The 24,401-nt window shown below is 54.2% G+C and carries 24 protein-coding genes and 1 pseudogene; 7 read left to right on the forward strand and 18 right to left on the reverse strand.

The features are described from left to right. Positions 1–724 precede the first annotated feature (724 nt). Positions 725–2,506 carry a hypothetical protein gene (locus AC13RE_RS04465; RefSeq protein WP_488562080.1) on the forward strand — a complete coding sequence of 594 codons (1,782 nt, stop codon included), beginning with the start codon at positions 725–727 and terminating at the stop codon, positions 2,504–2,506. A 153-nt stretch (positions 2,507–2,659) separates the two neighbouring features. Then, on the forward strand, positions 2,660–3,154 hold the full coding sequence (locus tag AC13RE_RS04470; protein WP_132717077.1) for an RNA polymerase sigma factor: 495 nt from the start codon (positions 2,660–2,662) through the stop codon (positions 3,152–3,154). Between the two features lie 10 nt (positions 3,155–3,164). Here AC13RE_RS04470 and AC13RE_RS04475 read toward each other — a convergent pair whose 3' ends face one another. The 11 genes and pseudogenes from AC13RE_RS04475 to treS all read right to left on the reverse strand — a co-directional run. Next, positions 3,165–3,557 carry a response regulator gene (locus AC13RE_RS04475; RefSeq protein WP_488562081.1) on the reverse strand — a complete coding sequence of 131 codons (393 nt, stop codon included), beginning with the start codon at positions 3,555–3,557 and terminating at the stop codon, positions 3,165–3,167. Positions 3,558–3,833: 276 nt separating this feature from the next. Then, on the reverse strand, positions 3,834–4,517 hold the full coding sequence (locus tag AC13RE_RS04480; protein WP_488562082.1) for a Crp/Fnr family transcriptional regulator: 684 nt from the start codon (positions 4,515–4,517) through the stop codon (positions 3,834–3,836). 187 nt (positions 4,518–4,704) lie between these two features. Next, entirely contained in the window at positions 4,705–5,127 is a 423-nt protein-coding gene (locus tag AC13RE_RS04485; protein WP_488562083.1) for an HD domain-containing protein, read from the reverse strand. An 80-nt stretch (positions 5,128–5,207) separates the two neighbouring features. Continuing rightward, positions 5,208–5,405: a hypothetical protein gene (locus tag AC13RE_RS04490; RefSeq protein ID WP_488562084.1), complete on the reverse strand. Its 198-nt coding sequence runs from the start codon at positions 5,403–5,405 to the stop codon at positions 5,208–5,210. A gap of 10 nt (positions 5,406–5,415) precedes the next feature. Then, complete coding sequence (locus AC13RE_RS04495; protein ID WP_488562085.1) at positions 5,416–5,598, reverse strand: hypothetical protein; 183 nt, start codon at positions 5,596–5,598, stop codon at positions 5,416–5,418. A 12-nt stretch (positions 5,599–5,610) separates the two neighbouring features. Then, complete coding sequence (locus AC13RE_RS04500) at positions 5,611–5,853, reverse strand: hypothetical protein (protein WP_488562086.1); 243 nt, start codon at positions 5,851–5,853, stop codon at positions 5,611–5,613. A gap of 49 nt (positions 5,854–5,902) precedes the next feature. Further along, a complete protein-coding gene (locus AC13RE_RS04505) occupies positions 5,903–6,760 on the reverse strand; it encodes an SDR family oxidoreductase (RefSeq protein ID WP_488562087.1) in 858 nt (285 codons plus the stop codon). A 78-nt stretch (positions 6,761–6,838) separates the two neighbouring features. Next, complete coding sequence (locus AC13RE_RS04510; RefSeq protein ID WP_488562088.1) at positions 6,839–7,912, reverse strand: DNA topoisomerase IB; 1,074 nt, start codon at positions 7,910–7,912, stop codon at positions 6,839–6,841. Positions 7,913–8,107: 195 nt separating this feature from the next. Beyond that, positions 8,108–9,892 carry a thiamine pyrophosphate-requiring protein gene (locus tag AC13RE_RS04515; protein ID WP_488562089.1) on the reverse strand — a complete coding sequence of 595 codons (1,785 nt, stop codon included), beginning with the start codon at positions 9,890–9,892 and terminating at the stop codon, positions 8,108–8,110. 94 nt (positions 9,893–9,986) lie between these two features. After that, a complete protein-coding gene (locus AC13RE_RS04520; RefSeq protein WP_488562090.1) occupies positions 9,987–10,196 on the reverse strand; it encodes a hypothetical protein in 210 nt (69 codons plus the stop codon). 50 nt (positions 10,197–10,246) lie between these two features. Continuing rightward, positions 10,247–11,941: pseudogene (gene treS / locus AC13RE_RS04525) on the reverse strand (maltose alpha-D-glucosyltransferase); the annotation flags it as partial. Between the two features lie 125 nt (positions 11,942–12,066). On the opposite strand from treS, the gene AC13RE_RS04530 reads away from it, so the two are divergent. Then, a complete protein-coding gene (locus AC13RE_RS04530; RefSeq protein ID WP_132717087.1) occupies positions 12,067–12,300 on the forward strand; it encodes a DUF6894 family protein in 234 nt (77 codons plus the stop codon). 319 nt (positions 12,301–12,619) lie between these two features. Here the strand turns inward: AC13RE_RS04530 and AC13RE_RS04535 are convergent, their stop codons facing one another. Together AC13RE_RS04535 and AC13RE_RS04540 are read right to left on the reverse strand one after the other, a co-directional pair. Continuing rightward, the gene (locus AC13RE_RS04535; RefSeq protein WP_488483018.1) at positions 12,620–13,120 is read right to left on the reverse strand and encodes a YciE/YciF ferroxidase family protein; all 501 of its coding nucleotides are present in this window, start codon (positions 13,118–13,120) and stop codon (positions 12,620–12,622) included. Positions 13,121–13,264: 144 nt separating this feature from the next. Next, positions 13,265–13,438 carry a hypothetical protein gene (locus AC13RE_RS04540; RefSeq protein ID WP_488562091.1) on the reverse strand — a complete coding sequence of 58 codons (174 nt, stop codon included), beginning with the start codon at positions 13,436–13,438 and terminating at the stop codon, positions 13,265–13,267. A 543-nt stretch (positions 13,439–13,981) separates the two neighbouring features. Here AC13RE_RS04540 and AC13RE_RS04545 point away from each other — a divergent pair. Together AC13RE_RS04545 and AC13RE_RS04550 are read left to right on the forward strand one after the other, a co-directional pair. Continuing rightward, complete coding sequence (locus AC13RE_RS04545; RefSeq protein WP_488562092.1) at positions 13,982–15,829, forward strand: Z1 domain-containing protein; 1,848 nt, start codon at positions 13,982–13,984, stop codon at positions 15,827–15,829. Continuing rightward, positions 15,819–16,280, forward strand: coding sequence for a hypothetical protein (locus AC13RE_RS04550; protein WP_488562093.1), 462 nt, complete (start codon positions 15,819–15,821; stop codon positions 16,278–16,280). Before AC13RE_RS04545 ends, AC13RE_RS04550 begins: the two co-directional genes overlap by 11 nt. Here the strand turns inward: AC13RE_RS04550 and AC13RE_RS04555 are convergent. The 4 genes from AC13RE_RS04555 to AC13RE_RS04570 all read right to left on the reverse strand — a co-directional run bounded on the left by AC13RE_RS04555 (position 16,265) and on the right by AC13RE_RS04570 (position 20,789). Beyond that, entirely contained in the window at positions 16,265–17,440 is a 1,176-nt protein-coding gene (locus AC13RE_RS04555) for a hypothetical protein (protein WP_488562094.1), read from the reverse strand. The genes AC13RE_RS04550 and AC13RE_RS04555 overlap by 16 nt on opposite strands. Positions 17,441–17,735: 295 nt before the next feature. Continuing rightward, positions 17,736–18,830 (reverse strand): MrcB family domain-containing protein, encoded by a 1,095-nt coding sequence (locus tag AC13RE_RS04560; protein ID WP_488562095.1) that lies wholly within the window; start codon positions 18,828–18,830, stop codon positions 17,736–17,738. A 460-nt stretch (positions 18,831–19,290) separates the two neighbouring features. Further along, positions 19,291–20,289, reverse strand: a complete 999-nt coding sequence (locus AC13RE_RS04565) for a radical SAM protein (RefSeq protein ID WP_488562096.1) — start codon at positions 20,287–20,289, stop codon at positions 19,291–19,293. Further along, a complete protein-coding gene (locus tag AC13RE_RS04570) occupies positions 20,286–20,789 on the reverse strand; it encodes a hypothetical protein (protein WP_488562097.1) in 504 nt (167 codons plus the stop codon). Before AC13RE_RS04570 ends, AC13RE_RS04565 begins: the two co-directional genes overlap by 4 nt. Positions 20,790–21,205: 416 nt before the next feature. Between AC13RE_RS04570 and AC13RE_RS04575 the strand changes: the two genes are divergently transcribed. Further along, on the forward strand, positions 21,206–21,832 hold the full coding sequence (locus tag AC13RE_RS04575; protein ID WP_488562098.1) for a recombinase family protein: 627 nt from the start codon (positions 21,206–21,208) through the stop codon (positions 21,830–21,832). Positions 21,833–22,748: 916 nt separating this feature from the next. Further along, on the forward strand, positions 22,749–23,993 hold the full coding sequence (locus tag AC13RE_RS04580) for a hypothetical protein (RefSeq protein WP_488562099.1): 1,245 nt from the start codon (positions 22,749–22,751) through the stop codon (positions 23,991–23,993). 105 nt (positions 23,994–24,098) lie between these two features. Here the strand turns inward: AC13RE_RS04580 and AC13RE_RS04585 are convergent, their stop codons facing one another. Further along, the gene (locus AC13RE_RS04585) at positions 24,099–24,359 is read right to left on the reverse strand and encodes a helix-turn-helix domain-containing protein (RefSeq protein ID WP_488562100.1); all 261 of its coding nucleotides are present in this window, start codon (positions 24,357–24,359) and stop codon (positions 24,099–24,101) included. Positions 24,360–24,401 lie beyond the last annotated feature (42 nt).

Genomic DNA, 24,401 nt, shown 5'->3' on the forward strand with positions numbered 1-24,401 from the left:
GATGCAGCATGACGCCACAACCGAACAGCGACTAGGGTAGCTGTCCATTGGTTTCTTGATCTGTTGGTTTCGTAAGCCTTCGCCTGACGTTGCGAAGACATGGCCGTAGTGTCACAGCCGCAAAGAGCGGTCAATCAAGCGATGGTGCACCGCCATTATACCAAAGTATAAGCCGTAGGCTCTGTTGGCGAATGGGCCGATAGGGGCAATAAAATCCTCACCCTAATTGAAGTTACCACTTCTGTGGCGAGGAAGTATCTGGAGGCCAGGAGCTTCTCTAACACTGCGTTGGTCATGAATTTTCCGACCGCCAATAGTTGCGGGGAAGACGGAATTTAACCGATCAGGACTGTTTTCTTAACGGACCCGCATCGGAAACGAACTTGCCAGACGTCGAATGAATGTCGCAAAACTGAGCTTTTGTGCAACAATAACTTTCGAAATCAAAGCTCGAGAATAGTTCATTTGCAAATATTTGTGCATTGCATCAGGAATATATAATCGATTCCACTGCATTTCGCCGTTTATCCAGACGGAGCGCGAAAGACGGCCGCGATTATATATCTGAAGCAATATAGAAGGCGCGATGAAATTTTTACTCAGAACTTTTGGTGAAATCGCTCTTCTGGATGGCGACGAATACCAAATAACGTTCCCGAAGAAAGCGCTTCTGATTATTGCCTATCTGCTCACGAGCGATAGAAAATCCGTCAGCAGAACAAATATGGCGAGATTTCTCTGGGGCGATAGCGACTTGGCGAATTCGCTGACAAATCTTCGTAAGCTGGTCTCTCGTATCAAGAGCCGACAGTCGGAATTGAACACCGAATTTCTGACCTTCGACGATACAGATATTCACTTGGCGAGCGGCTCGTTCAGCAGCGACATCTTCCCGGCCCATGCAGACACGTCCAAGGATCCGATAAAGAGCCTCGCTCTCTTGATGGAGGCCTTGCAATCAAAGTTCATGGAGCGGGCCAACTGTCAGACCAGAGCCTTCCTCGACTGGCGAGAGGGAGAAAGAAAGCGCCACTTTGCGATCCTGAAGGAAGCACTGGATGCGGCGGTGAAGCTTCCGATAGCGACCGGCGATGTCGCGCTCATTAAGGAGGCAGCTCTCTTTCTTTTCGAAGCCGAGCCGCAGGACATTGCAACGCATCGCATATTATTGAAGGCTTTCGATGCCGAGGGCGGCCTCGAACAACTCAAACGCATATTTACGCAACGTACGGATCTCGCCTCATCATGGCCGGCGCTCCTTCGGGCATCCTCTCGCTCATCAATATCGGCCGCTGCGCCGCATTCGACCGCCATATCCGAACAGGATATCCCTTTGCGGACGATCTCGCGCATTCCACGTCTCGCATTGCTGCCGCCCGCCGACGGCGATCCCGATGACATGGCAACCAGGCTCGCATCCTCCCTGATCGAAGATATCACCCTCGGCTTCAGCGCACTGCATGGTCTGCGAGTAATCGCCCCCTACTCCGCTGCTCAGATCGGACGCCAAAGCGGCGATCAAACCACGCTTTTCGAGCGATATGACATCAATTACGTCTTGGAGACCCGACTAAGCGGGCCGAGGGAGGATCCCGCTCTCTTTACGCAGCTCATCTCATTGCCAGGCAACGAGATTCTGTGGGCGGAGCACTTCTCCTTCGCTAAACCGGATCTCGCGCGCTACAAGCGCGAAATCTCGCGGGAGGTCGTACGCATCTCCGTCGCAGAGGTCGAGCATCATGAATTGGCGCGCATATATTTTGAGCCAAGCCCTGTCGCGTATCACCGATACCTTGTCGGGCTGCAATATCTCGATCGCCCTACCCTGCCTAACCTGACGCACGCCCGCAAGGAGCTGAAAGCCGCGCTGCGCCATAGCGCCGATTTTGTACCGGCCCTCGGCTCCCTTGCCCGCACCTATTCCAAGGAATGGCGGTTAACCCCGCGCGGTGATCCGCAGCTACTGAAATCGGCCGAGGATTTTGCCCAACGCGCCATCTCGGTTCGCAACGATTTGTCGGATGGCTATCGCGAGCTGGGCGTCGCCAAGCTTCTTCTGGGTTCTATCGACAGCAGCGTAGAAGCGTTGGAAATAGCGGAGACCCTCAGTCCGCATCACGCCGATATTATTGCCGACCATGCTGACACGCTGGTCCACTTTTCCCGGCCCGGCCTGGCTCTGGAAAAAATCCAGCGGGCCATGGATCTCAATCCCATCAATCCGGATGCCTACCTTTGGATCGCCGCCCGGGCGAATTATGCCCTGAACCAGTTCCAGACCGTACTCGATTATATCGGTCGAATGATCGATCCAGAGCAAGCGGACGGGCTTGCCGCAGCGAGCTGGGCAATGCTCGGCAATCGGGATGAAGCGCGTGCACTCGTTCGTCGCGTCCGCGAGAATAATCCTGCTTTCGACGTCGATGAATGGCTGTCGCTGGTCCCCGTGAAGGAGCGATGGCACAAGGACCTGTATCGAGAGGGTCTCAAAAAGGCAGGATTTTGAACGTTGAAGCCTTCCAGCCGTAGGTCTTGACAACCCTCCCTGAAGTAAATCGAACGTACCTCCGTACGGTAGCGTACGAATGGGCAAGAGCACACTTTTTCAGCGGAACGACCTGGGTTTTGAGGAATTGTCCCTGAAACCTGGGAGGCTGGAATGAACCGTGAAAATCGGAATACGAAACTTGACGCTGAACTGATCGAACTCGTTCCCGCACTGCGCAATTTCGCGCGACGTTTCTACGCTTCTCCAAACGACATAGACGACCTCGTCCAGGAAACAATCGTCAAGGCGCTGGCTAATCTTGATAAATTCGAAGAAGGAACGCGCCTGAAATCGTGGCTGTTCACGATCATGCGCAATGCCTTTTGCACGCGATTTGGGCTTGCTAAACGAGAGCACGTTGGTTTGGGTGAAGCTTCTGAATACGGAACGTCTGTCCCACCCCATCAGGAATGGTCGATACGCGGACATGAGCTTGAGACCGCAATAGCAAAGCTTCCCGAACGGTACCGCGCGGCAATCGAAGTGGTGTTTATCCAGGGTGTGAGCTATGAAGAGGCGGCCAAGCAGTTCGGCTGCCCGATAGGCACGATCAAAAGCCGGGTCAATCGGGCGCGAGAAAAGATCGTCAATCAGCTCGGCGACTGATGAACGTCAATCATTGCAGGCCGTTGCTTCCGTTTCCCCAAAGGGCCTGCGCGATTTTTTCCAACTCTGCCGGCTTCTCGCAAAGCGAAAATCCTCGGAATTCGTCGGGAATGAAGGAAGGATCATAGCCGGTCGCGAAGACAAATGCGACACCGAGTTTGTCGAGTCGCTCCGCGACAGGAAAAACGAATTCGCCTCCCAGATGAATATCAAGAATAGCGGCATCGATCTCGACGGTATCAATCAGATCCAGCGCGTCGTCAACGTTTGCAACCGGCCCTACAACAGTGGCGCCGAGTGAGACGAGCTGGCGGCGAGCTTCGTCGGCAAGGAAATACTCATCCTCGACGACGAGGATGCGCCTACCTGCGTAATACTTCAGATATCCTTGATCGCAAGCCAAAATGCCTCGCCAATATTCTACCGTCAACAAGTCGGACAGACGCTCCGACAACATAGCCCTCAGCGTAGCGATTGGTTCCTTTCGCTGGACGGCTCGCTGAGATACCTATGCGTCCAAAGCGCTCCGGTATCAAGTCGCCCTGACATCGAGTTACGAAAGTGAGCGAAGCCGATCTTTTCCTCAAGAAATCTGCCTCGGGAAATACTATCGCCTCGCGAAGATCGGTGTCCGATATGGCGGCATCTGGACCAGCGGTGACGGGTGTCAGAATGGTCTTTAGCGAAACTCTCCAATCAGGTTTCGGTACTCGTTTTCGGCCCGCCCGTAACAATCACAGGCGAAAGCCTCCAAACCGGACCGGATCAGGCGCCGGCCTTCCAGCACGTGAAAGGCATCGGTAATGGTCGGGCGTCTTACCGCGAGCATCGTTGAAAGAAATTCATGCGTCAGCGGGATGCGATCGCCATCCATACGGTCGTGGCACATCAATATCCAGCGTGCCAGACGCTCCTGAGCGCTATGATTGGCGTTCGCAAGCGACGTATATGCGGATTGAATGAGAAAGGTGTGAACATATTTGCCAATCAGTTCCCGGAGCGTTGGAGTGGTCCGGAGCACTTCCTCCAAACATTCGACCCTTATCCTTTGCCCATCGCCGCTCACCTGCATGACGATATCAAAAGCGGCCGGCCCGCTATGAAGGATAAGCGAAGCGGGAACCATTCCCTCCCGACCGATAATGCCCACCTCGCTGGTTTTGTTTCGAGGCGACCGGGCCACGACCGAGGCGATACCGGAACGCAAAAAATAGCAGAACTCAGTCTTTCTCTCGAACGACGAAAGCATGTATTTCGCGGGCAACTCCACCGGCTCTAGCGCCGAGACGATCATGGATCGGCTTACCGTATCCATTCTCGAGAGGAGCAGATTGTGGGTTAGAATATCAATCGTCGTTTCCATCGCGCTCTCTGCTTCAGGTCCCGAACACCTCACCTGGGCGAAGGTTTCAAACGGCAGCGACGCTTTCATTTTTCATTGGCGAAATCCGCAAGCAACGGACAGCCGGCGCCGCAGCAGCCCAGACACCCTTTAAGGAAGATCGCATTCGCGGCAAAGATGTCCTGAGAGTGGGAGATTAATGGCTGCCCTATCGAGATCGGCCTGTTGCCCTGAATAGCATTTGAAGGGCATGGCAGTATTTTTCGGGATCCACATTTTTCCGTCCGGCCTGCCAGATATTGTCCGCAAGATCGATCTGCTTGATTGAAACAGCCAAGGGATTGATGGCCAGCCGGTCTATAAAAGCGGTCTCCGGCTCGTCCCGCCGCATCGTCAATGCGTCGACGGCCGACAGCACCGAGGATGAAAAACCTTCCTTTCTCAACCTCTCCATGCTCCAGCCGGCACCTTTCTCGACAACGTCATGGAGATAAGCGACGACCTTGCCGTCTTCATCTGAAATGAGCCTCGCGACCCGTTCGCAGTGCTCGAAATAAGGCCTGCCCGTTTTGTCCGTCTGGCCTTCATGTGCGGCAACCGCAATGCTTATGGCCCTATCAAGCGGTTTCACGATTTCTCCCATCGCGTTGAAAACGCGCCGATAATGCCAGGATTGCTTTCATTTTGGCCGTTAATGCACAGCACTTCCCCCTAATGGCCGCCTTTTCGCTTGGGGTCGTGGCTGTGATGGCGATCGGATTCGCCGCCACCACCGGAAACCTTGCTGCGACCGCGCCGATCGGGGTCGGCGGCTGGCTTGGGAATGTTCAGAGGCGCCTTGGCATTTTCATGGGATGCGCCCGGGCCGCCTTGGCGGATGCTGGCGGGAGTCTTGGTCGACGTGGACATTGGCTCCTCCTTATCGATCCTGTTGATGACCTTGATGGCTGGTGTTGATCCTGCTGTTGCCTTGCTGGCCCATTTTATCGGGATCGCGTGCAACATCGGGTTTGTGCGGATCGGCAACGGCGGGCTTGGAATGGTCTCCAACACCCTTATCGTTTCGATTGTCTGCGGGAACTGGTGGCAATTTGCTGTTCATGGCTTGCTCCTGTCATTGGCCGCTAGTCGACACAACACTCGTAGCCGGCAAAGCGGGTTCGCCGGGAGGAAACTCGAACGCAAAATAGCCTGCGATGCAGCAAGCAATAATGAAAATCGCCGCTACGAAAGTCATCATGCGGTGACGTGCTTGCGGGTTGCGTTCCATTTTGCCTTCTTGCGAGCATTCCGATCGCGCCAAATGGCGCGACGTCCCGGACTGAAATGCCGGATAAATATTCAAACCGTTTGCCATTCCGAATGTTCCGAAACGAGGGCGAGCGCCGTCTATATTCGGCCAGCCGCTATAGGATCGGCTTGCCGCCCGTGACCGCGATGGTGGCGCCGGAAACATAGCTGGAGAGCGGATCGGCGAGCATGACATAGGTGGTTGCAAGCTCGACCGGCTGACCGGGACGCTTCATGGGCACTTGCTTGCCGAAATTCTCGACTGCCTCCGCCGGCATCGTGGATGGGATCAACGGCGTCCAGATCGGTCCGGGAGCAACGGCGTTGGCACGGATGCCCTTGTCGGCAAGCAGCTGCGCCAGGCCGGCCGTGAAGTTCTGAATAGCGCCTTTCGTCGTTGCATAGGCAAGAAGGGTCGGGTTGGGAGTATCGGAATTGATCGAAGCCGTATTGATGATGGCACTCCCCGGCTTCATGTGAGGGACCGCCGCTTTGGTCAGATAGAACATGGCATGGATGTTGACCTTGAATGTCGTCTCCCATTCCCGATCGGTGATATCGCCGATCTCATGAAAACTCGCCTGGTGGGCAGCGTTGTTGACGAGGATGTCGATCCCGCCAAGCTCCGCCACCGCTTTTTCGACGATCATCCGGCAATGCTGCGAATCCTGAATATCTCCGGGGACGAGGACCGCCTTTCGCCCTGCGTCTTCTATCCAGCGTTCGGTTTCCTGGGCATCCACTTCTTCCTTCAAAAAGGAAATCAGGACGTCGGCGCCCTCTCGCGCAAAGGCAATGGCGACGGCGCGGCCGATACCGCTGTCACCGCCCGTGATGATCGCCTTTTTGCCCGCAAGCTTGCCGGATCCGCGATAGCTCTCCTCGCCATGATCCGGCACCGGCCGCATGGCGGCTGTATAGCCCGGCATCGCCTGTTGCTGCGCTGGAAATGGAGGCTTCGGATGCATAACCATGACGTTTCTCCTGTCCTGATGAAATCTTCATCTCGAACCATCTTTGGAGACTATGGTTCCCTGAATTCACTCAGAAGATCACTGCTTCTGAGCACGCCTCTTGAGCCAGTGCTGAACGCGGATTTCCTCCAATTCCAGCCACTCCAGAAGCCGGCTGCTGCTCGTCCGGATCTTGAGGACATCGGCAAGCACTCCTGCCCTGAAATCCTCGAAAACCGCCGGGTGGATGTAAGAGGACTTGCAAACTGAGCGGGTGTTCACGAGCCGTGATGCTATTGGGTCGATCACGCTGTTGATTTGGCGGGCGATAGCCCGCTCGGTTTTCTCGACCTTAAGCGGAGCTAGCGCAGACACCGCCATGCAGGTCGCGCCCCAGGTCCTGAACTGACGCGAGCTGAAATCGCCTCCGGCCGTTTCCTGGATGTAAGCATTTACATCTTCCGACGAAATCTGACGGCATCCGCTATCATCGCAGACATATTTGAACAGCTGCTGTCCCGGCAGTTCCTGCAGGCGGCGCACGATGTTGGCGATGCGACGGTCATAGTGAACGAGGTTCCATTCCTTGCCGGATTTGCCAGTGAAACGAAACTTGACGCTTCCACCCTCGACCTGCACGTGCCGGTTCCTGAGCGTGGTCAAGCCGTAGGATCGGTTCATTTCCGCATAGGCTGCGTTACCCACGCGAATATAGAGATTGTCCAGCATCCAGACGACTGTCGCCAATGCCTTTTCCATGGTCAGACCTCGGGAGCGCAGATCCCGATCGACCCGTTGGCGAATGTCTGGCAAGCGGGCCGCGAAATCGACGAGGCGATCGAACTTCGCGCGCTCCCGTTCTGACTGCCAATCGGGATGATATCGGTATTGTTTGCGGCCGCGTGCGTCCGTTCCAATGGCCTGAAGGTGTGAAAGAGGATTGGTGGAGATCACCACGTTCGTATAGGCTGGAGGAATTGCCAATGCATTCAGGCGATTGATCTCCGAAGGTTCCGTGATCCGCTTTCCCGTGGGCGAGTAGTAGAGGAAACCGTTCTTTCCCTGCTTTCGCGTAATTCCAACATTGAGGCTGGGAATGTAGATCAATCCGGAGGTAAGCTTGGCCTCTGCGGCAGCCGCGGCAACGCCGACTTTGGGGAGCATCTGGTTCATGTCCGCATAACTCGGTTTTAGCCTGCCGGTTCCATCGCATTGACGCAGGTGATATTTTGCAGCAACGGAGCCCGCTCGGCGCGGCTGAAGCTCTCGTTCCGGACGCTCGCCTGCCGCGGATCGTTGCGCCGCGGCAGTCACTCCTTCGACTAGAAACGAGTATGCCGACTTCTGATCCGAAGTTATCCCGGTTCTCTAGCGGCGACCAAAGACGGCACTCAGCGCCTGTTTCAAGGTACCCTTGACCACGCCGCTTTCCTCGGGATCTCCTTTCAGCAGGGCGGCGCTTAAGTTGCGCATCTGCTCGAAGGTGATGTGCGGCGGTATCGGCGGCACTTCCGGATCGGTCTTGACTTCGAGGACCACGGGCTGCTGGGCGGCAAGTGCCTCATCCCAGGCAGCACCAAGCATCTCCGGCCGATCGACGAAGATGCCACGCAGGCCGATCATTTCGGCAAAGCGATGATAGGGAACATCGGGAATGCGTTGCGACGCATCGAATTTAGGATCGCCTTCCATGACACGCTGTTCCCAGGTCACCTGGTTGAGGTCCTCATTGTTGAAGACGCAGACGACCATGCGGGGATCGGACCAATTGCGCCAATACTTGGCGACGGTAATCAGTTCGGCCATGTTGTTCATCTGCATGGCGCCGTCACCAACCAGTGCAACGACCGGCCGATCGGGATGCGCGACTTTCGCGGCGATCGCGTAAGGCACCGCCGCTCCCATGGATGCGAGACCACCCGATAGGGACGCCATCATACCGCGCCGCATGCGCAGATCGCGCGCATACCAGTTGGCGCAGGAGCCGGAATCGCTTGTCACGATGACGCCGTCAGGCAGACGCGGCGAAAGCTCCCAGGTGACACGTTGCGGGTTGACGGGATTGGCTTCGACATGCGCCCGCGTTTCCAGCGTTCCCCACCATTCGCCGACGCTCGTCTCGATCTGCCTGCGCCAAGCAAGGTCCTGCTTTTGCTTGAGAAGCGGCAGGAGTGCCTGCAAAGTCTCCCGGGCATCGCCGACAAGGTTGACCTCCATTGGATAACGCAGAGAGAGCATGTCAGGCCGGATATCGATCTGGACCCCTTTCGCATCTCCCTCCTCGGGCAGGAACTCCGAATAGGGAAAACCGGATCCGACAACCAGCAGCGTATCGCAATCCCGCATCAGGTCCCAGGACGGTTCGGTACCCAGAAGGCCGATGGAGCCGGTTACCCAGGTCAGATCGTCCGGTAAAGCGGCCTTGCCGAGCAGGGCCTTTGCTGCCCCTGCCCCCAGTCGGTCGGCGACCGCGATCACCTCGTCGGTTGCGCCCAGCGCGCCGGCGCCGACCAGAATCGCAACCTTCTTGCCCGCATTCAGGATCGAGGCGGCGCGCTTCAGATCGATCTCGTGCGGCACGGTCCTTGGAGCCACATACCCCACACCCGACATGACGGAGCCATGCTTACGTGGCGGCGTCTCATATGGCATCTCCTGCAAGTCGTTGGGCAGGATGACCGCAGTTACAGTCTTGTTAGCCAGCGCGATGCGCGCCGCCCGATCGACCAGATGCCGCACCTGCGAAGGCGCCGATGCCTGATGGACGAAATCGCCTGCGACATCCTTGAAAAGTGACGGGAGATCGACTTCCTGCTGATAATGACCACCGAGCGCCCGACGCGCCTGCTGGCCGACCAGCGCCAGCACCGGTTGGTGGTCCAGCCGCGCATCATAGAGCCCAGTGACCAAATGCGTGGCACCCGGCCCCGATGTCGCAATGCACACGCCAAGCTCGCCCGAGAATTTGGCATAGGCAGAGGCCATGAATGCAGCCATTTCCTCGTGGCGAGCCTGGATGAATTCTATTTTTCCACCGGCCCGGTTCAAGGCTCCAAAGAGGCCGTTGATGCCATCGCCAGGATAGCCGAACATCCGCCGCACGCCCCAGTCGTACAGCCGCTCGACAATAAAATCGCCAACCGTCTTTGCCATGATCCATCTCCGCTTGTTGCGCATCGGTAGTGCTGAGAAATCTCCCGGCCCAACAAGTAAGATGTGCTTATGTTCCCGATCCAGGCAGGCACCGTCAGACGAGCGCACGTCCAGCAGTCGATGCAACAGAAGCAGCCTTCGCCAGAAGCACAAGCTGTTGCTCATCGTGAATACCTTGCTGGTATAATTCGATGATCATAGCGGCCGCTTCTTCCGCCATTTCGCTATCTTTCTCTTTCCTTTTTGACGGTGTTGGACGCTGTGAAAGTGTCGGATTCTCAAAGTTGCGATGAAAATGACGCAAATCGGCGGTCTTCCCGCCACGCGCCGCAAGTCGGCTCAGTCGTCGGAGCACTCGGCTTCGCTCTCAAAGGACAAGAGAAAATATCCGTAGGCCTGGAATGTCAGTGAATAGGAAGCCTGCTCCACGACCGGGAATTTTGTTTCACCAAACAATTCGACAGGGGTTTTGCCCAGAAACGGGCCGAGATCCAGCCGCACGGCCTGTCCGTTTTTCGATAGGTTCGCCGCAAAAAGCACGCAGTCGTTGCGATACTCTCTGGCATAGGCAATGACCGCCGTATTGTCGGTGCTGAGAAAGCGTATGGAGCCTCGCGCGAACGCGGGATGTTGAGCGCGGATCGCTAGCACGCGGCGAATCCAGTTCAAAAGCGAGTGCGGATCGTTTTCCTGCGCCGCGACATTGATGGCACGATACCCGAATTGCGCATCGTCGATGACGGGAAGTGCGAGCTTGTCGGCGGTGGCATCGGAAAAACCTCCATTCCGGCCATTCGACCATTGCATCGGTGTGCGCACCCCGTCCCTGTCGCCCAGGTCGAGATTGTCGCCCATTCCGATCTCGTCACCATAATAAAGCACCGGGCTGCCCGGCAGCGACAGCAGCAGCATGTGGAGAAGCTCAACCCGCCGTCTATCCTGATCCATCAAAGGCGAAAGACGGCGCCTGATCCCCAAATTGAGGCGTGCACGTTCGTCGGAAGCGTAGGTATTCCAGAGGAAATTGCGTTCTGCCTCGCTGACCATTTCCAAGGTCAGTTCGTCATGATTTCTAAGGAAAATGGCCCATTGGCAATCGCTCGGAATATCATGGGTCTGCTTTACCATTGTGATGACCGGCTGGGCGTTCCCCATGGCAATTGCCGTGAAAATCCGTGGCATCAGCGGAAAATGAAAAGCCATGTGGCATTCATCGCCCGCGCCGAAATACTCCCTCGCCTCGTCCGGCCACTGATTGGCCTCAGCCAGAAGAATGACGCCCGGGTGCTCCGTATCAAGCATGTTTCGGATGAGCTTGAGCAGCGCATGGGTTTCGGGGAGATTTTCGTTGTTGGTATTCTCCCGCTCCACCACATAGGGCACGGCATCCAGCCGGAAGCCATCGACGCCGGCTTTGAGCCAGAAGCGCATGATATCAAGCAAAGCTTCGACGACCTCGGGATTGCGATAATTCAGATCGGGCTGATGCGAATAGAAACGGTGCCAGAAATAAGCCCTCGCGACAGGGTCCCAGGTCCAGTTGGATCTTTCGCTGTCGACAAAAATGATGCGCGTCTCCGCGAACTTATCATCCGTCTCGGACCAGACATAGAAGTCGCGCTCGGGAGATCCGGACGGGGCGTATCTGGCGCGCTGAAACCAGGGGTGCTGGTCCGATGTATGATTGATAACCAGTTCCGTAATCACGCGCATGCCGCGCGTATGCGCTGCCTTCACGAAGGATGTGAAGTCCTTGATAGTGCCAAATTGCGGGTTAATTCCTTTGTAGTCTAGAACGTCATAACCGTCGTCACGCCGCGGCGACGGATAAAAGGGCAGCAGCCAGATCGTATTGACGCCGAGCGAGGCCAGATAATCCAGCTTTTGGGTAAGCCCGGCAAAGTCGCCGAACCCATCGCCATCCGCATCGAAGAACGATTTCACATGCAGTTGATAGATCACCGCATCCTTATGCCATGACGGATAGCGAAGATTGCGGTCGATCGTGCTCAAGCGGCCCTCCTTGCAACTCCAGCTGATGCTCAGCATCCAGGCTCTGACAATTAAAACCGCCGGTCCGATCTTCAAGGCCGACCGGCAAGGGTTCCATGGGGAACCGGACGGCTAACCCGGCGTTTGCTATTGGAGGATGCAAGCATTGCGGGAGAAATCCTATGAAATTCTTCTTCAATCTCCGTTCAGAGGATGCGGTCGATATCGACGGGGATGGAGTGGAGCTGCCGTCGCTGCAAGCCGCCAAGGAAGAAGCCTGCCATTCCGCCAGGGAAATGATCGCCGAGCTGATCCTCCAGAACAAGCCGATCGATGGCATGACATTCGAGATCGTAGATGAGAGCGGCGAAGTTCTCGCAAACATTCGCTTTCGCGATCTCATTAGATTGGAATGAGGCGCCTCGATGATCGGCCATCCTTTCGGGATCATCCACCACTTGGTCTCGCGCGTCGTGATGAGCAGAACCTCGAGAACGCTTCCCTCTCCATATATCGAAAGCAAAGCACCCCGTACTGCTCTGCCACATCTCCAGCCGCGATGGTTTCGATATGCGGAGCAAGTCTCGCAAGATGTGGTCGGTGTTTTGACATAGCTCCTCAAGGCTGTCGGAGTAATAGAACGGCACCGCCACCTTCTCTCGTAGGTTGTCGTCCTCGTGCTCAAGCGGTGCGCTGCTCCTGCAGCGCACCGCTGAACCGAACGCAATCGGCGCTTTAAGCTGCCTTTTTGGCCTTCGCGTTGGCGGCAGTTTCCGCCAGCTTCGTTAGCTTCTGGTCCGTAGCCTTCTCCTCCTCCAGTGTCTGCTGAAGAAGCGGCACCGCCTCCTTGAGGCCCAGTTGCTTGGCCCATTCGATGAGCGTTCCATAGCGCGCGATTTCGTAATGCTCGACGGCCTGGGCCGAGGAAATCAGGCCTGCGTCGAGTGCCGGCGTGCCTTTGAATTCCTCGATGATCTCGTCGGCTTCGGCGACGATGCCGAGAATTGCTTCGCAGGTCTTGCCGCGCGCCGATTTTCCGAGGAGTTCGAACACCTGCTCCAGACGTTCGACATGGCCCTGGGTTTCGTCCCGGTGATGAAGAAAGCCTTGCTTGCCTTCTTCCGCCTGTGCCGCGCGTGCCATCTTGGGCAATGCCTTCAGGATTTGCTTTTCGGCGTAATAGATGTCTTTCAGCGTTTCCAGAAAGAGATCGTTCAAAGTCTTCTCGGATGCCATTTGGGGTCCTCCAACGTGGGTGGTAACGTCATCTTGGTGCGGAAGCAGAAGCGCTCTGCCTCCCATCAGGCCGGCGGACGGTCTGTCCGCTCGATAGCCTGCAGAACGAGAAGTCCGCAGAGCGCAGGTTTCCGGCGGATTAGATCAGGATTTCTTGTGGCTTTGCTGACCGGCTTTCACACGCTGCTCGTGAGAACCGCCACGCTCGCCGTCTGATCGTTGTTCTTTGTTCGATGAAGTCTGCTTCGTGTCGGTATTCTTGTGACTCTGCTGGCCGGCTTTGACATGCTGTTCATGAGATCCACCTTGGGAAGCCATGATGCTTTCTCCTCTCGTTTGATTGCGAGGCCATACGGACCTCCGCCTTCGAACAGGCAATCGCGAGTTTGGTTCCTGCACGGCTGCTAAAAAAATGCTTTCGGCCATGCTGATCGCCTCCGCGGACATGGCAAAAGAACGCCAAGCCAAACGCACTCAAGCTGCGCCGGATCGACACTGCTTCGCGGCATCGCGATTGATGCGAAGTCGCACCATGATTTTCGCGACGGGAGCGGAAATAAGAGAATAGAGAGCCTCGCGACTAACCGGCCCCTCAATCTGCATGAGCAGCTAAACCGAGCGAGATTATAGGATTTGGTGGGCCCGGAGGGAAACCCCAATTTTCAAAGAAAATCCTTTTAATTCAAAACAATAGAATCGCACCTGCAGTGCAACTGTGTAGCATAAGTGTGCGGAGCGAGAAAGATACCGGCGTTGTCAAGAGGTCAACTTCAACGCCCTACAATTCTTCGACACGCCATTGACTGTGATTGATAATGCATCTCAGAATTGATTAACTGAGTCGACGGGGGAAGTTTTAACGTGCAGAAATTCAACATTTCCAATTTCGTCGATACAGTTCCCGCTTCTAACCAGTATGAGGCCCAATTGGAGCGCCTCAAGGGAGCGGGTAAAAACGTAGAGTGCATCGAAGTCGCGGTACGAGGTGCTCTCGATAATCTGACTAGCCAAACGTCCAGGTCTTTTGTGATCTACGGCGAGCCTCAGAGTGGCAAGACGGAGATGATGATTTGCCTTACTGCCAAGCTCCTGGATGAAGGTTATCGTTTTATAGTTCATTTGTTAAACGATAGTGTTGACCTACTGGGGCAAAATCTGGGGCGATTTAAGACATCTGGCTTGGCTCCGGCTGCGCGGAATTTCTCTGAAATCCTTGATCCAAGTGTCCCTGTAAAAAATGGGAAGCACGTAATATTCTGCAAAAAGAACGGAAGTGACCTTCGCAAGTTGATAGATAAAATCGGCGAGGTCGATGGAATAGTAATAATTGACGACGAGGCCGACTACGCTTCTCCTAACGCCAAAATCAACGCTGGCTCAAAAACAGTAATCAATGATCTAATTGGACGAATACTAGGAAAGACAGGAATTTATATCGGCGTTACAGCTACACCTGCCCGTCTCGATCTAAACAATACGTTTCAAAACGATAGTCACCTTTGGGTCGATTTTCCCGCCCATCCCGCCTACACCGGCCAGGACGTATTCTTTCCGCTGGAGGGCGATCCTTCGTACTCGCTGAAACTTCTACCAAATAGTGGAGACGAGCCCCGCTACCCAAGGAGCGCGCTCTTCAGGTTTTTGGTGAATGTCGCCTATTTGAATGGGTACGTTAATGTCGCCGAAGAAAACTATTCTATGCTGGTACACACAAGTGGCAACAAGACCGATCACAAATCAGACTGGTCGGTAATGAATGCTGCTTTGAACGATCTTCAAAATCCGCAATCGCCTCGGTATGAAAAATATGTCCAAGAAATTTGGACAACCATTAGCGAAAAGTATAAAGACGCTGACGCGGATGCGCTCACGAAATATATTCTTCGCAACATTAGTAGAAATTCGGTACTAATTATTAATAGTGAGAGGGACTTCAGCCTTCGCGGTGCTTCCGCTACCAATCCTTCTAGCTTGTTTACGATAATAATTGGCGGAAATATTGTTTCGAGAGGCGTTACCCTAGAGAATCTCCTGTCCATGTTCTTCACAAGAGACGTCAGGCACAAAATTCAACAAGATACTTATATCCAACGTGCACGAATGTTTGGGAGCAGAGGAAAGTATCTTCGTTTCTTCGAGCTCACGATACCAAGTGCGCTATACGGCGATTGGCATCGCTGTTTCGTTTTCCATAGATTGGCACTCGATGCCATTCGCCAGAAGATGGGGTCTTTGGTTTGGCTCAGCGACAGGAGAATTTCCGCTGTGGCCGGTTCCAGCATTGACCAATCGACCGTCGATCTAAATCGAGGAGAGATGTCTTTCCAGTTATTCGACTATACACATGATATCGATGAGCTTGTGAACTCAGACGCCTCTTCGATAGATGTCATGGAGAAGCTTGTAGCTCAAATAGGGGATAACGCATTCCCGCTTTATCTGCGTAAGTATATCCTTCGAATGCTCCCTCGGGGTTCAGCTTCCCTAGCATTTCATCCATCGAAGTCCGTCTCTGGCTATACCGACGCGGATCAAGACCTTATCGAACGAAAACGAGGATTTATCGGTCTCTCAGACCTTCAGAAGGCCAAATATCCACACGCCGTACATCACTTCAAGATTTTTTTTAACGCTCAGAACAAAGCACGTTTGTTCTACAAATTGGAAGGATCAATTCAATTTATTAAGAACGTGCGAAATGATCCCTGAGTACAAATTCTTCCAAGGAGCCGTTCTGTGCGAGTTGATCGACATCGCGCTTGTTCCTTTGAGTTTGTCCGAGGTTACTGAAGACGGGCGGCTAGGCTCCTACATTGTCGATGGGAAGATTGGGCTCCAAGTGAAGCATTCCTCCGCCCGACTTCCACCTTGGTCTTTCACTCTGAAGGACCCGCATGTCCGTCAGTTGCGGGAGATGAGCGATAAGTTGCAAAGTGTTTTTCTTATCCTCGTTTGCGGCGAGATCGGCATGCTTTCGCTGACTGTGGATGAAATATCGCAAATATGCGAGGCGACAGCCGACAATCAATACTGGTTACGTGTCACCAAGCGCCCTGGCGGTATGTTCAGTGTGCACGGCAGTTTGGGGTCTCTCCGTCAAAAGAAGCGGTCCGGTCTACATTCGATACTTGCGGCACTTACACTTCATGCCAGCGAGTAAATCGAAATGATCTCGTGTCGCATCCTCTTTTCGAGAGTATTGCTTGTAGAGGAGGTCGGCAGATAGCGTTTAGTCTGCAGAATTTCGCGCTTTTGTCGATGTGACATCTTGAAACCATATTCGGCAGCAATGGTATCGAAAATGCCAGAGTTACTGATGAATGTTCCGCGCAACGTTGAGTCGCCAATGACGAGGCCCAATTGCCCATGTGGTCGAACAACCCGGGAATATTCCGAGATCACATCACTAGCATCTTGAATGTAGCGTCTAACCATCCCCTGAAATTTCCGTGGCAGGTCCATAAGCGAAGGTTGCTCTGCCCATATGCGTTCGCAAATCTCGGTCGCCAGGCCGGAGACAACCCGTTCGGCGCCCACTACCGAGGAACGTTTGCTCCTCAGCATAGGAATGCTGTAACCCATCCAAACAAGCGAAAGCTTATGTCCTCGCATATAGTCGATCGCATTGAGGTAAGGGGGAGAAGTGTATATAGCGTCAATGGAATTGTCCGCGACGCTTTCTAGCTTGCGTGCGTCCCCTATATTAACCTTTGCCACTGATCCTACAGGATAGCCTTCCAAAACACCGGCTATACGCGACACCGCCACCAAAAATCCTTGATAGACATCATAATCGTTATTTATCCGCTTCCTGTGAGGACGACTATGCGACACATCCCATGCCAGGGATGCACCGACGGTCTTGGTAATGATTGTACGGCTCAGCGCAAGCCAAAGCACATCGATGATGCTGCCGGCGAGTTCATTCGTTTTGCTGACTATCGTGTGTGACAGCCGGCGTAACTGAAGCCTTTGTTCTTCCGCAAACCAGTACTTAATGAATTCTTGAGTTTCCGCACATCCGTCAATCCAGGGCAGCGCAACGTCTTCCTCGGAACGCGCTCGACTTTCCTTCACCACGTCCTCGGCGATAGCCTTACAGTCAACCGGGACGGGTGAGGTCCAAACTCGGCTCATCAGAACCGCAAGCGGATCGATATCAAATCCAACAGCTGCCAACCCGGCCGAAATCGATTGTCTCAGCACGACGCCCGATCCACACATTGGGTCCAAGACGACGGCCCCCTGCGGAAGTCGTTCTAGCCATATACTGACGGCATCTGGGGCCATTCTGGCCGGGAAAGGGTGAACAGATTTCATATTCTCAAATCCTTCTCTCCAGAATGCCTATCATGAGGCATCCGAACGCAGAAGTGGGATAAATTCTCATCAACAACCTGGGTGCGCCGGTCGCCATCTCAGACAATCTCAAATGCCAATACCGTGATGCTTTTTCGTCTAGCCCGCTGGCAGCAGCGGCCATGAAATCGATGATGCCCCGCACCTTGTTGACCTCAGTATGGCCGCAAGAGCCAATCGGGTCGTTTGCGGCAGCAACAGCGTCGAGATCGTAAAGGCTGTACTCTAGCCCCAAGCCATCGCCAGCTGCGCTCGACTAGAGCTTTACCTGGTAAGCTAAAGCCTTCGTTTCGCACCCACTGATATCCCATGATTTGGAGAAGACGTTTATTCCCCCGCTTGCAACGGGTGGCGCGTTTGTAGTTTCTCTAATGAGGTCGACGCTATGTACGAGAAAGAGCGCGTTTGCCGGATATCGCTGCTTGTGAACCGCGACCTCATTTGCGGTAAGCAGTACATGAGTGCCTGCCGACGTGGTGCCTTTAACCTCGACGATGAAATTTTCTTTGCCCTTTCTTGCCACAAGATCGTAGGGCGCGTATGCGCTGGTTACTTTGCATGCATAGCCGAGGCTGGCTAAGTGGGTTTCAGCCCTCTTCATGGCGTGCTCTTCAACCGCGCGTCGCTCGGATGCGGTCAAGCCGAAGCCTTGACCACCCCTGGGCCGAGCGCCTTCGGCTACATCCTTGAATTGCTCTTGAGCTCTTCTGAACTCGGAAGTCTCCGAATTGGGCGGGCGGCCGAGGTCTTCTTGTTCATAAATGAGGCGAAGCATCTCGGCAAACAGCAACAGATCGTTTTCAAATGCCCGGTCAGACGGCAGGTTGTGCAGCTCATACATTTTCACAATCGGAGTCGATGCTTCGTAGGCCCGACCTAATTTGCCTTGGTTTCCGAGAGAGAACGTCGACTGGAGAGCCGGGTGAGCCTTGAAAAACGGCTCAAATAACGCAGTTGCCCACTGCACTAAGGGAGCGACTTCTACCGCCGATTTTGGTTTGTATGCATTACCTGCCCAGTCCGTGGACCCGTAGCTCAGACAAAGATAAAGCTTTTCCCCTTCTGAATGAAATAGAAGAACAATATACCAACCATGACGCGGGTCGGGGGACCGCACCCGAGAGAATATTCTAACCCAGGGAACAGCAGCCCTGTTCGTCGAACCATCACCGCCGGCAACGCCAACGTCACCGGCATTCATGTTTAATGTTGCCGAAAGCTGGGGAATAAGCCGACGGAGCGCCGCAGGCAACGCATCTCTTATGAGCTTGCCTCGCTCCTGCATCGCGGGAGTATTCTTCGCCGACCATTCAGGTTGGAGTTCGATAATACGTCCGATGGTTTCCAACATGTAGTTTTCTCAATCGTGATGCAAACGCGCATACGTTGCATGTCGGACGTTAATGAGTGTTTATCGGCCGCCTCTCGAGTGTGTGAGATGATATGTCGTGCGACGTCTTTTTTAAGACACCGATACCGGACCTGTTTGGAAGCCCGGAGCCGTATTGCCAAACTACTCTCGCAGTCATTGTGCCGTTCCCTTATCGCTGGCTGGGAATGAGAAAATCGCCGTGCAACGCGTTGCAATAACCTGCTGATTTTATTGACAAACACTTAGTGATGCGGCACATTCTTGTTCTGAATTGTTGTGAATTTAGGATAGAGGGCGAAACAAGGGAAAAATAGCCCTACTACATAGGCACTAAGATCGTACCAGCCTTGCAATCGTTGCGCCGCCTGGAGCTTGCTCTAAGTGAGAAAATGCGCGCTCGGCCGGATCCGTGGACCAGCGGATAGATTCGACGGGGATATTAAGTTGCGCACGAGGAGAATTCTGGACGTAGACTGTTCTGAAGTCGATCTCCATCAGGCCCAGTTATCTTATAGCACCCTGGAAAAGGTTGATGCCTAACAGCATCCGCGTCCGCCGAGTGCCATACCGATTGAAAAGTTGACTTCCCACAATTACCCATCCAGGAGTGTTCTTTGGCTATATCGCATCCTAAAACGTCAAAATCAGATGTGATATTTACATGCGTCCAGCCTGCGGAGCATACCCCACAGTCGAAAGTGGCCTGCTTGTGCAACGAGGCTTCTGGGTCGGTTCGCGCTTGTCCGAGCGCCCTTAATTGCACTCTAAGCGAGGGGAGAAAAAGGTCTTCTGGGAAGCCAGCAGCATATTCATGCAAGCGCATCCAGAAATCGAGCGTCTCCACCTCATCGAGAAGAAACTCAGGATGCTGAAGGGCTGACGCGGTTCGTTGAATATTGAGAAAGTGAAATCGTTTAATATCAGGATAATATTGCTCGATAATCTTATGAGCTGTATTTACATTACCTTTATGCACCACAGTTGCGAGCTGAACATCAAGCTTTGATTTGCGCAGCCGCTCTAGTGAGTTCAGAACGCGGTGGGTTTTCCCCCGCGCCGCATCGTTGATTCCAGCATTGGTCGAGTCAATTGATATTTGGATGATAAAATTCTGTTTGCTTGTCACACTCTCCAACTCGGCTATTAACCTGCCTGAGAGAGCAACTCCGTTTGACAGTAAGCCGATCCGCATACCTCCTGCAGTTGCTCGCTCAATCATTGTGACGATCTCAGGATGAAGAAGGGGTTCCCCGCCTGCGAAGGTTATGTCGAACACGCCTAAGCGACCTAGTTCTTCGACAAGATCAACTGCGCGCTTGGACTCCATTCGCCTGCCGGAAAAGGGTTTGGCGTAGCAATAGACACAATCCAGATTGCAGTAGTCAGTTACCCACATGCAAACTGTAAATGGTGCGCGAAGAACGGAAGCGTTCGTCATCGCAGCAATCCGGCCAAGCGCATCGCGCTTAAGAATTCCGCTGCGGCACTCCCGAGGCTGCTGTCGTCAATCGATTTCCCTGACCTCGCTAGTTGGCGCAATTGATTAAAAATCGTCAAGCCTGCCTTGTTCAGCTTGTATACTCTGTCCGAATTCGGTTCAAATACGATAGCCCCAAACTCTTCTTCCCGAACGATCGCGCTGTGCATCGGGTCCAATGACTCTCGAACGCCCACGCCGGCCGCCTTGGTGTGATTTTCAACCCACCTATTTTCCAGCCATTGAGCTGACCAATCCGAAGGAACCGAAGTACGTGATCCGGCTTTTTTTGTGTTATAGACTTGGCTTTCAATTGAAGACGTGACTGTTAATTCGCCCCGAACGTTAGGCTTTAATTCGGAGTGCCTTTTGAGGTATGTTTCGTGGCCCTTTCCTGCCGGGAATTCTTGATTAAGAGAATACATATACAATTCAATAGTAGGATTTTCAGTCGACGACATTGCATACTCCTTCGGATTGTTAACTCGAAAAAGATTTTGGAATGCGTGTAACGACCGCATAGTAACTTCTTGCGCGAAATTCGAGCGATCAAAAAACTACTTTATGGTGTCCGACCATAAAACTTTTATACGACATCTGTCCAGGGTATTTTTTTAGATGCGTTCGTCGGAAGTTCTTGCGAGAAGCAGAAGTTACTATTCTTTGGCTCCGCCAATTCAAAATGTGCACGGCGCGAAAGTCGGACGCAGCGCTTTCTTCCGCTGAAGGGGAACACCCTCCAGCGCTGCTTCACTTCAGGTATACTTCAAGCGCATCGGAAAACCCGCCTCCTAGAAGCACTTCGATAAATCAATTTGAAATTGTAAATCGAAGTGATATAAATGGAAGTAGTTAAAACGAAGTGTGGTGGTTTCTGATGTTTATTCGAGCGTATCTTAGGGCATCTACAAAAGAGCAGGACGCCACACGGGCGAAGCTGGACCTCACGCGCTTTGCGGATGAGCGTGGCTTAAAGATTGCTGCAACCTATATCGAGAATGAAACGGGTTCGACGCTTAAACGCCCTGAGCTTTTCCGCTTGCTTGCGGATTGCCAAGCAGGTGACGTTTTGCTGGTTGAACAAGTAGACCGACTCAGCCGCCTTAACGCTGAAGACTGGGCGAAGCTCAAAGCAGAGATCACGGCGAAACGCGTCCGCGTGGTAGCGCTCGACTTGCCGACTTCACATCAGCTAGCGCAGCAAGGTGACGAATTCTCATCCCGCATGCTCGACGCCATCAATGGCATGATGCTCGATATGCTAGCCGCCATAGCACGCAAAGATTACGAAGACCGACGCCGACGCCAGGCTCAAGGCATCCAAACTGCCAAGGCCCGAGGTGCCTTCAAGGGGCGCCCCGAAGACGAGAAGCGTAACGCTGCGCTGACAGCGATGCTCAAGAGCAAGCAAAGCTGGGCAAGTATCGTCGCCGCGACAGGGGTATCGACTTCGACGTTGGCGCGTCTGGCCAAGCGCATTCGCGAGGATGAAAAGGCTAACTGACATTTCGGGCGAGGTTTTTTCAGTGCAACGCGTTGCAAATTTGGAAGCGGATTGGGTGGCCGTTGCGCAAAGTTGCCGGGATAAAGCACTTTTCTCGCGACCGCGCCCCAATCGCGTTAACCCGTTTGGGGAGTTCGAAGCTGTTCCCACGCGCGGCCTGCTAATGGGGAACAGAGGTGATCTTCACAATGCTGATGGCAGCATAGGCGGGACGTGGAGCTGAAGCGGTGGATTAGCTGCACCCTGCACTCTCCATCTGGGCACCGCGTGGCGTTTGACACGCCCGGTCGATATACCCCTCTCTTTTTCGCGGATGAAGTAACAGCTCTAGCAGCAGGTCACCGACCATGTGCGGAGTGCCGCCGTGCAGATTATGATCGCTTCCCGCAAGGCTGGCAGGCTGCAGTCGGAACGCGAGCGACAGCGGCGGAGATGGATGAGACCCTGCATCAAGCCCGTATCGACAGGAATGGCCGCAAAGTAACCTTTGAGACACGACTATCCGATCTACCACCCGGGGTATTTGTCACGATGGGAGATACACCTAGCGCGGCATTCCTTTGGCGCGACGGCCATCTCTTCGCCTGGTCACACGCTGGCTATGGCGCCCCGCATACCTCAATAGATCACCATTTGGTGACAGTTCTGACACCCGCCCCAATCGTCCGCATTTTGGCGAAGACTTTGCCATAGGTAAATTGGATTTATGTTAGACAAATCAGCATATTATTGCAACTTGTTGCAATGAAAAGTACGCGACGTCTCGGTCTTGGTCGTGCTATATTAGACGCACCCAGAAGGCGCGGTTAGCTCCCGTCGCCGGACGGGCCGAGCGATCCAGGCAAGGTTTTTCCTTCGGTTTTCACCCTGCGTTGTTCGGCCCGTCCCTGGGGACGAAAACCGAGGATGATCATCCATGTCACCACGCAGCGCCATAGCGCATCCCATTGTCGTCTCGCTTGCCGCAGAGCGCGAAATCAGACGCCCGCATGACGCCGGCAACTCACATGCATTGGGGACAAAATCAAAACCAGACTTAGTCTTTATTCCCAACAGCTTACAAGGAAACTTGTCCCCGATCGTACCGGAGGTACGCACAAGCGCGTCTACACCAAAAAAACTACGCAAGCGGCCCACTCCCAAACCGCAGACCGACGAGCAATATACAATCGAGCAGATCGGCGCAGTCATTCGCGGTCTATCTGCCAAGGAGCTAAAAGCCCGCTTTCCCGTCGCCTGGAAAAAGCACGACAACCTCAAGCGCAAGACGCGCAACAAAACCTCGTGGGACAAGCTTCACCCCGAATTCGAGAAGTTTCCTGACTTCCTCCGACACGTCGGCCCAGCCCCCCATCCAAACAGCTCGCTAGAGCGCCCTGATATCAACAATCCTGTCTACGGCCCTGGTCTATGTCGTTGGGCGAGCCCAGTGGAGCAGGCGAACAATCGATCGACGAGCGTTTTTATAGACTGGTGTGGAGAACGGCATACTCTGGCGGAATGGGCCAAGCTCTGCGGCATTGGCGCCGACAAGCTGAAAAAGCGCCATCAACGCCATTGGCCTGTCGCGAAGATGTTTGCCGACGCTACTGAGCGCCGCTACCGCCCTCTCTTAACTCCTTTGTCACCGCCGCCTCAGCCGACACGGGCCGGCATGTTCACTTATTCCGTCCTCCACGACGAAATTCCGACAATGCCCGCCCATGGATGGCCAGCCGACTTCCCGGAGGCTCGCCAGTTTGAGGCCGGCTTCCGCCACGCGACACGTCGAAAGGGTCGCGTTGTTTCAATGTCACGCGCGTATTTCGGCGCTTGGATCGCCCGAAGCAGGATGCATTGCCTCCGGCGCCAGATCGCAGCGGCGGGTCTCTCCGGCTATATAATCCCAATAGGTCGCAGCCAACTCGCGCCGGACGACATAGCAGAGCTTGACCGTAGGGCATGCGCTTGCCCGGCCATCCACGAGTATTTCAAGCTAAAGCCCTTTGAGCTTTGCTTCGTCAGCACCTACGAGGCAGAGGAGGAGGTCAAGGGCTTGCGGAGCCACTATCCGTCAGCAAGTCCCAGAGAGAGTGCACGTATTCGGCTGGACAATCTGGTGAAGACGAAGCCCTGTTTGTCTCCAACTAAAGCCTGGAAGCTTTTCCGGGATCAGAACTAGCCTGATCAGTGGAGGGTTTTGCAACGCGTTGCAACTAGGAACCATTGGTCTGTTCCGCCACGCTTGAAGGATTGGTCGTCCGAACGCAAGAGATTGGACACATACCTACTTCGGCTTTCGGCCACCTCGAAGGACTGCAGGAGGTTGAGCGGTATCCGCAGGAATTTCAAATAGCGCTGGCAATCTCACCTGCAGCGCATCAGCGAGCTTGTCGAGGACATCTAGGCCGGAGTTTACCGTCTGCCTTTCAATCTTCGCTAGGTACGCACGATCTACGCCAGCGTCAGCCGCTAGCTTCTCTTGGGAAAGCCCCTTTTCAACCCTGATCCGTCGCAAGTTCCAAGCGACAATTGCTCGTGCCTTCATGCACGCAAATCAAAACGTTCGGGGGCAATAAACCCACTGGCG

Source organism: Martinezella sp. CNPSo 3959, from assembly GCF_057784355.1.

What these genes read in the sequence shown, in the direction of transcription:
- AC13RE_RS04465 (WP_488562080.1), top strand. Translation starts at nt 725, where the DNA reads ATGGCGAGATTTCTCTGGGGCGATAGCGACTTGGCGAATTCGCTGACA.
- AC13RE_RS04470 (WP_132717077.1), top strand. Translation starts at nt 2,660, where the DNA reads ATGAACCGTGAAAATCGGAATACGAAACTTGACGCTGAACTGATCGAA.
- AC13RE_RS04480 (WP_488562082.1), bottom strand. Translation starts at nt 4,517, where the DNA reads ATGGAAACGACGATTGATATTCTAACCCACAATCTGCTCCTCTCGAGA.
- AC13RE_RS04490 (WP_488562084.1), bottom strand. Translation starts at nt 5,405, where the DNA reads ATGTCCACGTCGACCAAGACTCCCGCCAGCATCCGCCAAGGCGGCCCG.
- AC13RE_RS04495 (WP_488562085.1), bottom strand. Translation starts at nt 5,598, where the DNA reads ATGAACAGCAAATTGCCACCAGTTCCCGCAGACAATCGAAACGATAAG.
- AC13RE_RS04500 (WP_488562086.1), bottom strand. Translation starts at nt 5,853, where the DNA reads ATGGCAAACGGTTTGAATATTTATCCGGCATTTCAGTCCGGGACGTCG.
- AC13RE_RS04505 (WP_488562087.1), bottom strand. Translation starts at nt 6,760, where the DNA reads ATGGTTATGCATCCGAAGCCTCCATTTCCAGCGCAGCAACAGGCGATG.
- AC13RE_RS04510 (WP_488562088.1), bottom strand. Translation starts at nt 7,912, where the DNA reads ATGAACCAGATGCTCCCCAAAGTCGGCGTTGCCGCGGCTGCCGCAGAG.
- AC13RE_RS04515 (WP_488562089.1), bottom strand. Translation starts at nt 9,892, where the DNA reads ATGGCAAAGACGGTTGGCGATTTTATTGTCGAGCGGCTGTACGACTGG.
- AC13RE_RS04530 (WP_132717087.1), top strand. Translation starts at nt 12,067, where the DNA reads ATGAAATTCTTCTTCAATCTCCGTTCAGAGGATGCGGTCGATATCGAC.
- AC13RE_RS04535 (WP_488483018.1), bottom strand. Translation starts at nt 13,120, where the DNA reads ATGGCATCCGAGAAGACTTTGAACGATCTCTTTCTGGAAACGCTGAAA.
- AC13RE_RS04540 (WP_488562091.1), bottom strand. Translation starts at nt 13,438, where the DNA reads ATGGCTTCCCAAGGTGGATCTCATGAACAGCATGTCAAAGCCGGCCAG.
- AC13RE_RS04550 (WP_488562093.1), top strand. Translation starts at nt 15,819, where the DNA reads ATGATCCCTGAGTACAAATTCTTCCAAGGAGCCGTTCTGTGCGAGTTG.
- AC13RE_RS04555 (WP_488562094.1), bottom strand. Translation starts at nt 17,440, where the DNA reads ATGAAATCTGTTCACCCTTTCCCGGCCAGAATGGCCCCAGATGCCGTC.
- AC13RE_RS04560 (WP_488562095.1), bottom strand. Translation starts at nt 18,830, where the DNA reads ATGTTGGAAACCATCGGACGTATTATCGAACTCCAACCTGAATGGTCG.
- AC13RE_RS04565 (WP_488562096.1), bottom strand. Translation starts at nt 20,289, where the DNA reads ATGACGAACGCTTCCGTTCTTCGCGCACCATTTACAGTTTGCATGTGG.
- AC13RE_RS04570 (WP_488562097.1), bottom strand. Translation starts at nt 20,789, where the DNA reads ATGTCGTCGACTGAAAATCCTACTATTGAATTGTATATGTATTCTCTT.
- AC13RE_RS04575 (WP_488562098.1), top strand. Translation starts at nt 21,206, where the DNA reads ATGTTTATTCGAGCGTATCTTAGGGCATCTACAAAAGAGCAGGACGCC.
- AC13RE_RS04580 (WP_488562099.1), top strand. Translation starts at nt 22,749, where the DNA reads ATGTCACCACGCAGCGCCATAGCGCATCCCATTGTCGTCTCGCTTGCC.
- AC13RE_RS04585 (WP_488562100.1), bottom strand. Translation starts at nt 24,359, where the DNA reads ATGAAGGCACGAGCAATTGTCGCTTGGAACTTGCGACGGATCAGGGTT.